This window comes from Marinobacter sp. CP1, from assembly GCF_001266795.1.
GTDB classification, from domain to species: Bacteria; Pseudomonadota; Gammaproteobacteria; order Pseudomonadales; family Oleiphilaceae; genus Marinobacter; species Marinobacter flavimaris.
In genome coordinates, this window is record NZ_CP011929.1 from 2,988,572 (window position 1) to 3,001,428 (window position 12,857).

10 protein-coding genes and 1 pseudogene are annotated in these 12,857 nt (G+C 48.2%); all 11 read left to right on the plus strand.

The annotated features are described in order from the left end of the window. The first annotated feature begins 1 nt into the window (after position 1). Positions 2-997 carry a branched-chain amino acid ABC transporter permease gene (locus ACP86_RS13765; RefSeq protein WP_053114444.1) on the plus strand — a complete coding sequence of 332 codons (996 nt, stop codon included), beginning with the start codon at positions 2-4 and terminating at the stop codon, positions 995-997. A 417-nt stretch (positions 998-1,414) separates the two neighbouring features. Further along, entirely contained in the window at positions 1,415-2,200 is a 786-nt protein-coding gene (locus ACP86_RS13770; RefSeq protein WP_053114447.1) for a DcaP family trimeric outer membrane transporter, read from the plus strand. Positions 2,201-2,291: 91 nt separating this feature from the next. Next, positions 2,292-3,593, plus strand: a complete 1,302-nt coding sequence (locus tag ACP86_RS13775; protein WP_053114403.1) for an IS1380 family transposase — start codon at positions 2,292-2,294, stop codon at positions 3,591-3,593. A 286-nt stretch (positions 3,594-3,879) separates the two neighbouring features. Next, a complete protein-coding gene (locus ACP86_RS13780; protein WP_053114449.1) occupies positions 3,880-4,137 on the plus strand; it encodes a hypothetical protein in 258 nt (85 codons plus the stop codon). A 534-nt stretch (positions 4,138-4,671) separates the two neighbouring features. Next, positions 4,672-5,866 (plus strand): annotated as a pseudogene (locus tag ACP86_RS13785) (lipid-transfer protein). A gap of 69 nt (positions 5,867-5,935) precedes the next feature. Further along, on the plus strand, positions 5,936-7,033 hold the full coding sequence (locus ACP86_RS13790; RefSeq protein WP_053114452.1) for a TRAP transporter substrate-binding protein: 1,098 nt from the start codon (positions 5,936-5,938) through the stop codon (positions 7,031-7,033). An 83-nt stretch (positions 7,034-7,116) separates the two neighbouring features. Continuing rightward, complete coding sequence (locus ACP86_RS13795; protein WP_053114454.1) at positions 7,117-7,665, plus strand: TRAP transporter small permease subunit; 549 nt, start codon at positions 7,117-7,119, stop codon at positions 7,663-7,665. 31 nt (positions 7,666-7,696) lie between these two features. Further along, positions 7,697-9,061, plus strand: coding sequence for a TRAP transporter large permease (locus ACP86_RS13800; protein WP_053114456.1), 1,365 nt, complete (start codon positions 7,697-7,699; stop codon positions 9,059-9,061). A 1,563-nt stretch (positions 9,062-10,624) separates the two neighbouring features. After that, positions 10,625-11,173, plus strand: coding sequence for an HNH endonuclease family protein (locus ACP86_RS13805; RefSeq protein ID WP_053115536.1), 549 nt, complete (start codon positions 10,625-10,627; stop codon positions 11,171-11,173). 358 nt (positions 11,174-11,531) lie between these two features. Further along, positions 11,532-12,167, plus strand: coding sequence for a hypothetical protein (locus tag ACP86_RS13810; protein ID WP_053114458.1), 636 nt, complete (start codon positions 11,532-11,534; stop codon positions 12,165-12,167). A gap of 32 nt (positions 12,168-12,199) precedes the next feature. Then, positions 12,200-12,676, plus strand: a complete 477-nt coding sequence (locus ACP86_RS13815; protein ID WP_141201891.1) for a hypothetical protein — start codon at positions 12,200-12,202, stop codon at positions 12,674-12,676. The last annotated feature ends 181 nt before the right edge of the window (positions 12,677-12,857 follow it).

Genomic DNA, 12,857 nt, shown 5'->3' on the forward strand with positions numbered 1-12,857 from the left:
CATGAACCAGCCTGTTAATCCTGCCGATATCCACAAAGCCATTGTCGAGCAGCAAAAGATCCAGGACCGCAAGAAACTGATGGTGAACGGCGTGCTGCTGCTGTTGCTGCTGGCCGCGCCCTTCGTGATGTACCCGGTCTTCCTGATGAAGATCCTGTGTTTTGCCCTGTTTGCGGTGGCCTTCAACCTGCTGTTCGGCTTTACCGGTTTGCTGTCCTTCGGCCATGCCGCCTTCCTGGCCACCGGGGGTTACACCACCGGCTACCTGCTCAGTCATTTCTCCGGCCTGACCACCGAGGTGGGCATCATTGCCGGTACCGCCACGGCCACCCTGTTGGGGCTGGCCTTTGCGTTACTGTCGATCCGCCGGCAAGGCATCTACTTTGCCATGGTGACCCTGGCGCTGTCACAGCTGGTGTTCTTCTTCTTTGTGCAGTCGGAATTCACCGGCGGCGAAGACGGCATGCACGGCATCCCCCGGGGCGAGCTGTTTGGTCTGATTAACCTCGAAGACAACCTCAATATGTATTACTTCGTGCTGGTGGTGTTTATCGCCTGTTACCTGCTGGTGCAGCGCATTGTCAGCAGCCCGTACGGGCAGATCCTGAAAGCCATCAAGCAGAACGAACCGCGGGCGGTCTCGCTGGGTTACAACGTGGACCGCTACAAGGTCCTGGCCTTTGTGATCTCCGCGGCGCTGGCGGGCCTGGCCGGCTCCATGAAATCTGTGGTGTTCCAGTTGGCGTCTCTCAATGATGCCCACTGGCATATGTCGGGCGAGGTCATCCTGATGACCCTGGTGGGCGGCATGGGTACGCTGCTTGGACCGGTGGTGGGCGCCACCTTTGTGGTGAACATTGAATACCAGCTGTCCCAGGGGCCGCTGCGCGACTGGGTAGACCCGATCCTTGGCGGCATCTTTGTGTTGACGGTACTGGCCTTCCGCAGCGGGATTGTGGGTGAAATCCAAAAAGTCATAAAAAAGAACCTGGGGTGATTTAAACAGAATGTGGCTGGTTTTATTTTGGCGAATCGAGCTTCTAGTCATTCTAAATAACGAAATTTTTAGCTTCCTGCAAAAATCCATAAAGACAGTATTTCTATAAGTAAAAGCTACGTGACTAAAAGACATTATCTCAGTTCTACTGATATTCTGAAGTTGAAATTAAATTCGTGGGTATTCGATTTATTCCGGCAGTGGGCATTAATTTTTGGTGCCCTGAAAAATTAGTGTACGGATCTATATTTTCTAAATGTTAGACATATACGTTGAAGACCGAATATATGCATCAACCCTCTCCCCCCTCCTTTTGAGAGGGGAGCCCATCAAAGGGGTGCATTACGATTGATTGAGCATCGCAAATTAAGTTTGAGATGCAAGAAGGTTTCAATAATTTCAAAAGGGAAATAATTAATGCACTATAACAAAACCAATATCTATAAACTAAGTGCCCTTGCAGCAATTACTATGTTTTCTACATGTTCGGTATCTGCCTTTGAACTAGATGTGGCTGATATGAAGGCTAGCATTTATGGATATGCGAAGCTCGACATGATTTATGACGTTGACGGGTATATTGGACCTACCGTTACCCACCGTTTAATTTCCCTCGACAGTCAGGAGGGGGCGGAGGGGCATGCTAATCTTCACGCCTTTCAAAGTCGATTAGGGTTTAGGACTTCCACTCCCGTCGCCGGAAGCACGCTCAACACAACTATCGAGGGCGATTTTTACGGAGGTGGAGGCGGTCAGTTCCGGCTGCGACATGCATATGGTGAATGGAATGGAGTTCTTGCAGGGCAAACATGGACGAATTTTGGAGGTTTCCTGGGCTTTACGCCGGTTGTTGATTTCACTGCTCAGTTTGGACAGGGGAACATTACACGCCAAGCACAGTTGCGATATACGAGCGGTGGATTATCCATAGCATTCGAGGACCCCGGAAACATCGGAAGCAATGTTGATATGACTAATAGCTCCAGTACTGATGATGAGTTAAAGAATGGATATCCCGATTTAACTCTTCGGTATGGAGATCGTTATGGCGCTATTAGTTATGGCGTCTCCACGGTTTTAAGGGAGATCGCATATTACAATTCTGCTAGTAATAGCGATGAAAGTATTCTGGGCTGGGGGGTAAATTTTGAGGCTGCTTCGAAGGTGACGGATAGATTTAGCCTTAGCCCGGATTTCTCATGAGAGGGTAGCGTAAGGAGGAAGGGAGCGGCTGAAAGTGCTATGGTTTCAGGACCTTACACCATCACCACTGAACCAACAGCCGCTATCCAAAATGTTACCTGAAAAACTGACCTTCTCGCCACTCTCTCGCCGCCAAATTGAAGCCGATTTCTCCGGTGGTCATATCACCTCCGATGCAGGGTTGCTCCTGCTTCGGGAAGTCGACAAACAGCACCGTCTGACTCAGCGCCTGGCCTCGGTGCTTAACGATTCACGGAATCCAGTGCTGGTTCGCCACAAGCTGGAAACCATGACTCGGCAACGGGTCTTCGGCGTGGCTGCAGGATACGAAGATCTGAACGATCATGAAGCGCTGCGTTTTGATCAGGCTCTGCAAACCGCGGTCGGCAAAGAGCGCGACTTGGCCGGCAAGTCCACGCTCTGCCGAATGGAGCAGCAAGTAACCCGTCAGTCGGTGGTCAAGGCCCACGAATTGCTGTGGCAGCATTTCATCGAACAGCACGAGACACCGCCGAAGGAAATCGTGCTGGATTTTGACGGTACCGATATCCCCGTTCATGGCGACCAGCCCGGCAAGTTCTTTAACGCTTATTACGACCACCACTGCTACTTTCCGCTGTACGTGTTCTGCGGCCGTCACCTGCTGGTGAGCTACCTGCGCACCAGCAGCCGCAGTGACAGCCGCCACAGCTGGGCCATTCTGGCCCTGCTGGTAAAGTTCATCCGGCAATATTGGCCCGATACACGCATCGTGTTCCGAGGTGACAGTGGCTTCTATCGGCCTCGCCTATTGAGCTGGTGCGACCGGAATAATGTGGATTACCTGGTCGGCATCAGCAAGAACAGCCGGTTGCTCAAGGATGTGGAAGCGCCTTCACGACTGGTCCGGGACACGCACCAGAAAGTCGGTGAAAAAGTCTCTGCCGTTTACCGATTCCGCTATCAGGCGCGTTCCTGGAAGTTCCCTCGCTGGGTGGTGGCCCGCCTGGAAGAAGGCGAGCTGGGTTCCAACCCTCGCTTCGTCATCAGCTCCCGCTACGATGACGGCTTCAAGCTCTACTACGAGCAGTACTGCGCCCGAGGCGATATGGAAAACCGGATCAAGGATCAGCAGTTGTACCTGTTCGCGGATCGAACATCGAGCGTCCGGTGGTGGACCAATCAATGGCGGCTGATCTTGTCCGGCTTCGCTTACACCCTGTTCGAGCGATTACGAGCGCACCTGAAAAAGACACCCTTCGAACGAATGAGTGCTGGCAATCTGCGACTGAAGCTGATCAAGGTTGGCGCAGTCATCATCCGCAATACCCGTCGAGTCCGGGTGCTGATGAGTGACGCCTATCCTTACAAGCACGAACTCACGGATCTGGTAAGTCGCCTGGTTCCGGGATAGATGCTCGGGCTCCCCCGGCCCGACGCAATGGGGGAAAGGGGGCAGTATGTCCGGACAACAGAAATTGATCAATTATCAGGCTGTGATGGCTTCATCTGAGCGGTCATGGCGGTAAACCGCTCAGTCTGCGAGACTGGCTGAGTAGCTATGAGAAATCCGGGTTAGGGGCGCATTTACTCATGGTGATGGATTGGGGGGCTATCTTTACGGGTCACCTAGTGGTGCCGGATTTATTGACGCTAGCGGGTCTGTAGAGGGAATTAAGGGTGTTGGCGGCACTGTTGGTATGACGATTTCGGTTGGTACCGGAAACGTGAATGTTGCTTATGGAATTGCAAAGGTGGACTTGGATGATGCAGTTGGCCAGGGTGCAATGTCTTCGCTAGCGACCGACAGAGCGGAAAGCATCTACCTAAATTATATTTGGTCGCCTGCTAAGCGTATCAACTATGGCGTTGAGGCCGGTTATCACAGTCGTAGAACACAAAGTGGTGAGGAGGGTGATGCAGTTCGTTTACAAGGAATGGTGCAGTATGTTTTCTGACGTGCCGTATATGAAAATGTTTGGATAGAATAAAGTCTTATCCCGAATATAAATCGACATTTTGCCCCCGTTAGTATCTTGCCAACGGGGGATTTTACTTGGTGGAGTGTAGAGTTTAGCAAATCTATTGGAAAGTCAAAGTATGAATTTTAATATTTAAATAATATATTGTGCTAGTGTTTTTGATAATAATAAATAAGTAAAAGTGTAAATTCACGATGAGAATAAATTTCTCTAAATAACAATTAAGTTTGAAATTGGCAAGATCGAATTTATTGACTTAATTGAATTTACCTTGCGAAGCGTGCCCCCCCCCTTTTGAGGGGGGATGATTTGGAAATAGGAAACTAATATCCGTTTGTGGCTAAAAGAATGGTTTGATATCGGTGCCTTTGGTGAGTCAGATGTCTTCGATAGAGCTAATACAATTTACCGGCTTTCGCATTGGTTGAGTGCGGAAAGTGTAGCTAGCTAATAACTAAGGATCGGTATTTTTATAAGTTTGAAATATTTATTTTGATAGGAGGCTTTCAAATGGCGGCGTTCATCGCTGGTACAAGTCTTGTGCCGTTTGCGAAACCGGGCTTCTCTGAAATGTATGACAGAATGGGCTCCGATGCACTTTTGCTGGCATTAAACGACGCTGGACTCTCACTCAAGCATCTAGATCAGGCTTATGTTGGGTATGTCTACGGCGACAGCACTTCAGGGCAACGAGCCGTTTACCGTGTTGGAATGACCGGAATTCCCATTATCAATGTAAATAACAACTGTGCGAGTGGATCAACCGCCCTGTTTTTAGCGCGACAGGCTGTAGAAAGCGGTGTTGCCGACTGTGTCTTAGCTTTAGGCTTTGAACAGATGAAACCTGGCGCACTTGAGCAAGTCTTTAGTGATCGACCCTCTCCTTTAGAAAAATGGGTATACGGATTTAATGATTGCTGATGAAGCCTTTTTCGATAAGCGTGATTTGCCGGTAACGTTAAAGTTGTTTGGCGGGGCAGGGAAGGCTCATATGGATCTTTACGGAACAAAGCTCGAAACGTTCGCTCGAATTCGCGCAAAAGCCAGTGATCATGCTTTCAACAATCCTCAGGCGCTTTTTCGGAAAAAAGTTTCTACAGAAGAAGTGCTTCATGCTCAATCAATTTGGCCAGGCGTAATGACGAAAATGATGGCATGTCCGCCAACCTGTGGAGCTTCAGCTGCTGTCGTGGTTTCGGAAAGATTTGCGTTGAAGCATGGGTTAGATGCAACTGTTCGAATCAGGTCGCAGGCGATGGTTTCCGATTTGCAAGATACTTTCGAAGGTCCAGACATGATTAAGTTGGTTGGAGCCGGCCTAACGGAGTTGGCGGCCGAAAAAGTATATGAGCAAGCTGGAGTGGCACCTGAAGATATTGACGTAATTGAGTTGCACGATTGCTTTGCTCAAAACGAACTTATCACCTATGAGGCTCTTGGTCTTTGTTCTCCAGGAGAGGGTGAGCGTTTAGTTGAAGATGGTGATAACACATACGGTGGAACGTTCGTTACAAATCCTTCCGGTGGTCTTCTTTCAAAAGGACATCCTTTGGGCGCAACTGGGCTGGCTCAGTGTTTTGAGTTGACTCAACAATTGCGCGGGAACGCTGGAGCTCGTCAGGTCGACAATGCCCGATTTGGATTACAGCATAACTTAGGGCTTGGTAGCGCAGCTGTAGTTACATTATATGAAAGAACGAGATAAGGCTTTCAGAAATCCTATAATTTTTTTGGTAGAAGCTGAATTAACAAAACTAATAAAGGAGTTAAAGAAATGATTAACATAAAATACATACAAAAAAGAATTAAGTCTGGGACTGCCAAAAAGTTGGCATTAAGGTTAGTACTGTTGAGTGGTTTTTGTAGCGGTGCAGCGCCCGTGTCATCTCAAGAGATTGAGCGTGTGCGGTGGCAAGTTCCTACTGGCGCACCCACTACAGTTCCCGGTCTTGATGCAATAGTTCATGCTTCAAAATGGCTCAGCGAAATTTCGAATGGCCACGTTACCTTGAGAACCTATGAGCCGGGTGAGCTCATACCGGGATTTGAGGTAAGCAGTGCTGTTGAAAAAGGAACGTATCCAGCAGGGTTCACTTATACAGCATATGATCAGGGTTCTATGCCTGAAGCTTCACTTTTCTCATATATCCCTTTTTATTTGGGGCCAATAGACTATATCGCCTGGCATTATAGCGGCGGCGGTGAAGAACTGCTAGTTGATGCTTATAGTAAGAGAAATATACACCCAATTCTTTGTGGTGTTACCGGACCTCAATTGGGTGGGTGGTTTACATCACCTGTCAGTTCTATCGAGGATCTTAAGGACCTGAACTTCAGAATTGCAGGCTTTGGCGCAGATGTTCTTTCTGAACTTGGAGTAAATGTATCTTCAATTTCTGCAGCGGAGACTTATCAGGCGTTGGAACGTGGTGTGGTGGACGCTGCAAAACTAGGCCAACCTCTTGTGGGCTTAAAGTTTGGCTTTCCAGAGATTGCGAGATACTACATGGTTCCAGATTGGGCCCAGCCGAGCACTGCAACTCACCTCATGATAAATAAGGGCAAATGGAATGAGTTGGCGGTACCCACTAGAAGATTGATTGAAATGTCTTGTAAGGCAGCAACACTTTATACCCTTTCTGAAACCGAATTTTTGCAAGGTAAGGCAATTAAGGCCATAAATGAAGCTGGGGCTTCGCCAATTCAGCTTTCTGAAAATGACTTGACTAAATTGAAAGAGATAACAGACCAAGTACTGTCGAAGAATAGTGAAAACAGTGCGGCGTTTGCGCGTGTTTTACGAAGTCAGGTTGAGTTCTCAGAGTCCTATAAAAAATGGTCTCAGCAAGGTTATCTTCCTAACAAATATTGACATCTGAGGTATTAGGGAGAGTAGGTGAGCTCTCCCTAATATTGGTGAGGGTTATATATTTTATTAAAACATCTGGGGGCAGGGTGGTTAAAAAAAAGGAAGGCCATTTAAAAGGCGGGTTAAAATTAGAGTATATAAGTTTCTATATAGATAGTTTTGTTGTATTGATAGGGAAGGCGGTGTCATGGATTTGGTTAGTGGTTCTGCTCGTCGTATTATTTAATGTTTTTAGTCGTTATTTGTTTAATAGCGGGTCAGCTGCCATGTTGGAGTTATCTTGGCACCTGTTTGGAGCGACCATGTTGATAGTTTTATCATACGCTGTTGTTACAGACGATCATGTGCGCGTAGATTTTTTGTCAGAGAAGCTCCCCGTTAGATGCGTAGCTTTAATTGAATTTTTATTAATTAGCGTTTTGGTAATTCCTCTTTTAGTTTTTATGACTGAAACTCTTGTACAGTACGCTTGGAATTCATTTGTTAAAGGTGAATCGTCTATGGCTCCCGATGGGTTGCCATATAGGTTTATTCTTAAAAGTATTATTCCATTCTCTATCCTGTTGTTGATGCTCTCATTGGTTTCTCGACTTATAAAAGATATCGCTTTAGTGCTCGGAAAACCAAAAAAATAGTAATATTATTGCAGATTTATCGGTTAACTATATGATTAGTGAGCAAGTTCTTGTAAGTTCGATGTTTGGATGCTTCTTCCTATTTCTGCTGATGGGTTTACCGGTAGCGTGGGCGCTATCTGCAGCCGGTTTTTTGTTTGCGATCATAGGATTCTTGTTAGTTGAGTATTTCAATTCGGATATTTGGTTTACGTGGCAAGGAACTATTGGTTCCTTAGATGCGAGAATTTACGGGTTGGTTGCAAATGAATTGCTGGTTGCGTTGCCAATGTTCATTTTTATGGGGATCATGCTTGATCGATCAGGAGTTGCTGAGAAATTGATGCACTCGCTTACTGGCCTATTTTCCACTCTGAAGGGAGGATATGCGGTATCAGTTGTCATCGTAGGAATTCTTTTGGCGGCTTCGACCGGGATCGTAGGCGCTTCTGTGGTGCTATTAGGAATGCTTTCTATCGGCCCTATGCTTTCTCAAAGTTATAATAAGGGTTTGGCGGTAGGGACGGCTTCAGCTGTCGGTGTTTTAGGGGTAATCATTCCACCGAGTATTATGTTGGTGTTGCTTGCTGATAGACTCGGTACACCCGAGGCCTCTGTTGGACGGCTTTTTATGGCTGCAGTTGTCCCGGGGTTACTTCTGGCTTTTGGATATATACTCTATATTGTAACCTCTGCATATTTAAGACCTAGCTTTGCCCCATCGCAAGACACCGTTAGAAATTTTTCAATTCGTTATTTAATTGGTTTTTTACGGGCCGCTTTACCAGCCCTCGCTTTAATATTTGGCGTTCTTGGTTCAATTGTCTCCGGTATTGCCACTACAACCGAGGCATCGGCTATTGGAGCTGCTGGAGCTCTAGTTCTCGCAGGGCTTAACAAGCAGTTGAATATAATGGTTGTATCTGCAGCGCTTCATCAAACGAGCCGAACGATTGCATTTATATTTGGTATTTTTCTAGGAGCAACCGTATTTGCATCAGTTTTACGTGGTGTTGGTGGGGACGACGTAATTAGAAATTTAATAATTGATCTTCCGTTTGGTGCGACGGGTGTCGTAATTTGTATTTTGCTGTTAACATTTGTCTTGGGTTTTTTTCTTGATTGGATTGAGATAACGCTTATAGTTCTTCCCCTGGTTGCCCCAACTGTTTTTAGTTTAGGTGTTGACCCTGTTTGGTTTGCGGTTTTATTCGCTTTGTGTCTTCAAACATCTTTTTTGACTCCTCCAGTAGGACCTGCTCTTTTTTACATTAAAGGCGTATGTCCGACCGCTATTAAAACCAGGGATATTTATACTGGCGTTTTTCCGTTCATTATTATTCAGTTGTTGGTTCTTTTTGCGGTTTTTGTTTTAGATGATTTGGCTACCTGGCTTCCAGATATTATTCATAATTAGAGATTCCCATTGCATTGTGTTGCGATCCTTTTGGCCCCTTGTGGGGCCATTTTTTTGCTTGCGAAGCCGGCAATCCCGGCCATCTGAAACTCAGTGGTAATAGCAGAGAACAATTCTACTGGCAGTGGCGTCGCTGGCTTACGTGGGTCTTGAAGAATCCTTAGGACGGTAACGGTACATAAGGCAAGTGGACCTGTTTCTGAAGCCCGGGAGGGTAGGTGTGCAGAAATGCGCGACACCCGTTACTCAGTTAGACCTGTGCTTTGCTAGTAGAGCGTGTGATCTTCAAACCGTGAGCCAATTTAGCAATCGGGAAAGTGTGGCACAGAATCCTGGCGCAGCTGGGTGCAGCTGCGCGAGGTAAAATCCGAGGTCGCGGTGTGTGTGAGGTGGCTGATGAAGTTGTAATAGCGACTATTTTTCGGATTTAGAAACCTCTTATCAGCGTGGATCACAAAACCGGGATGACTGCTAGGGAGTTTCAGCGAACCTGTCTGGGCTACATACTATGGTTGGATGCGAAGGGAGGGCGAAAATCATTGAAGTGAAATGCGGAGGACCAGTGTGAGGGATGCTGCGTTCAAAGGCTGCCCGACGGGTTAGGGATGTGCATCGAGGCGCTGCGGGGACACATTGGCTTGGTAAGGGAGCAGAGAGATACTGTGGCGGCCGACTGCCAGAGTGCTAGTACCCGGACGGATCGGTTGATACAGACCGGCAGCCAGGCCTATCCTCTATGCCGGCACGACAGAGATGTGCAGGCAGGAATGCATACTATAGTCTGAACTGTTTGATGAAGCATGATGGGCAGTTGTTGTTCTCTTATACGGGCCAGGTTTACCAAGGGTGCTGTCATAAGGGCCAGATCATTGCATAAGCCTGACCTTCGCTGGTTCTTGGATTGCCTTAAGAATCGCTACTGGAACCTCGTTGCATAACCATCTATCAACTAACCTGTGGCTGTTGGCGAACGCTCCTACGCTGTCGCTCCGGCACGCCGCAAAGCCAAGGCGTTATTCCAAAATCTTAATGTCCGCTTTGCGACCTCAGCGCGCTTTATTTCCGAATAGCGGATTAGGCAGGCCCCTATCTGAAAAGGTCCGCTTTGTGGTCATAGCGAAGAAGTTGGACCCGACACCGGCCCCACAACTGTGTGAAACGGCGGCTAAATTAGTTGAGCCGATCATTTGGAAATATTTTCTTTGACGGGTCTTTCGTCGGCACAGCAGGCTATTTAAAATGCGCGTCGTCTCGGCCGAAGTGGAAAGGAATCAACAACAGAAGTGGACACCAGGCCTCTCCCCGGCGAGTCACACCACTTGGCAGGTGTCGCGTTTGCCAGGCATCCTTGCCGGCGTTGAGCCCTGATCATCCTGATCAAACGGCTCGACCGCATTGTCTGGTTTTCAGCCGACCGCCTAAAGCGGATAAATCCGAAAGGCGGGTGGGATTTATCCTACAGAGAATACCGGTGACCATTGTCTTTAACATGACGTTCGGGTCTGTGCTTTTGAGATATAGGGGAAGTCAGTGAAGTATTTCCAGCATTCTCTGTTGGCTGTAATGCTGCTTATCGCGTCCGGAGTTGCCAGTGCAGCCGTGGTCAAGAAGACGTCGTCTGGCATTTGCCATCCACCCGCAAGCCCTTATTACGAACGAACCCGGGATTTTGAGCCTTTTGACTCCGTTGACGCTTGCGTAACAAGTGGCGGACGCTTACCAAAGACATTGGTGCAAAACCAATCAACTCAGCCGACGGAGGCCAGCTCAACGTCCTACGCGAGATCAGCATTTGGCAATGGGTGGGATGACGCAGATGGCGATTGCCAGAACAGTCGGGCCGAGGCACTAATCGAAACTTCCAGCACTACGGTGCGATTCGCTACAGACAAAGAGTGTCGAGTCGTCACCGGTCGCTGGATAAGTCCCTTCACGGGCAACGTCATCCAGAACAGTAGCGAGATCGACATTGACCACGTGGTCCCTCTTAATTGGGCCTGGAAGCGTGGCGCACAGCTTTGGCCCCAAGCGAAAAGAGAACGGTTTGCAAACGATATGGTCAATCTCTGGCCTGTCGAGCTAAGCCTAAATAGGAGCACTATAACAATATAAAATATCCCAAATGATCGTATGAGTGAGTGAATTAGCGTTTTTAGGTTTAGTAAGCATACTAATCTAAAATCCCAAAAGTTAGCTGAAAGAAACCATGGCATGACTTCTGTTCATGTAGTAGCACGCAAAAAAATCACCCCACTTTTGCGTCCACTCTGTTTTCAAAAGCGGACCTTTCTGGACGTTCAGTTAAGCTCAGGCTCTTTAAACAAAAGCGAACATGTTCGAGACGTGTTTTACGGTGCCTGTCAGGACTGCTTTTGATAAAAAGCGGACCTTTTGGCGAGACGGGTTTCCTTCCCCAAAGGAGCCTGCTGTGGCAGAGTTTTAGTCATCACCACACAGGGATGACGCCCTCATGAAACGGATTTTCTTTGCTCTGCTTTGCGCCTGTCTTGCGGCCCCGATGTCTGTGGCATCCTTGGCCAGCGCCTCAACTCGGCTAAAGTCAGATATCGATTTTGGAATACTTGCTGAACGCATCTGTTACATGTATCTGAAGCCCGGAGACAAAGCTTCAAATGTAAAACACACAATAATAGACTTTGCTGAGGATGCCCTTGGTTTAGATAGCCCCTCCAAAGAACAGATCATCACTATCCTGAACGACCACAAACACGAGCTGACGTGCGGTGATAAACACTTCATGAGCCATGCCATCAAGCGCGGTCTGTACAACGAAATCTTCTATTTTCTCTTCTTTGACGAATCCGACCTTTACTCCGAAGAGCACAAGCTGGATTTCAATGCGGTGACGAAGACCTATAACCCGGTGACCGAGCAGTATGAATACATGACGGTGCTGGATTACATCGAGCAGGTGGCGCTGAATTCAAGACAGACGCCAGGATCGACGAGAGAACTCAAAGAAATGAGAGAGGACATTATTGATCTGTTCGGGGCCAAGCGCTACTCGGAGCTTAGCCCAGAAGAACAGGCCGAAGGTCTCGCGGTGATTCGGGCCCGTGAAGCCGAAAGGCAAGAAGCCCAGTGAGACGCCGGATATCAAAGCCGCCGATCGTGCACTTGCTGCCCATTCTGGTTCTCGTGGGGCTGATACCGCATGTCGCTCAGGCCGACGCCGAGTCGTTTGAGTTGCCCTCAGACATTCATTTTTTCACCGATGAGGAGATCAGAAACCTGCCTGCCGGGATCACTTACGAAGCGCTACAGGCGCAGTTTGGTCCGCCCATTTATCCACGCCACCGCATGATTGCCTGGCCAAAGAAGGCGACCCGATCTGACGCATCGGCGATGGAGAAGTGGCGCAGAGGCTACTGGTTTTTCTTCGACGTCGACAGACACGGTTTGAAGAAACCGCTGACGGTGGCGTATGTCGCGTCGGTCAGGCAGGAAGCGTCGATTGATCCGAACATTGCGCTGTTTGATTTGTTGCCGTTCATGACGATTGATTGGCCGATGGACAAACGGGGCCGCTCCTTCACAGAGACGTTCGAAAGGGACATGCAGCAGCGACACGGAGAAGCGCAAAAGCAGCCGTAGAAAAGGTCCGCTTTGAAAACAAAGCGCCGGATTTACTCACGAATCCGAATGTTCGCTTTGCGACCTCAGCGTGCTTAATCTCCCGGAATCTCGGCGACAAAAAAGGTCCGCTTTTATCAAAAAACGGACTTAGCCTCGATTTTAATTGAGGGCTCTGCCCTCGCGCCGCAAGCGGCGACTT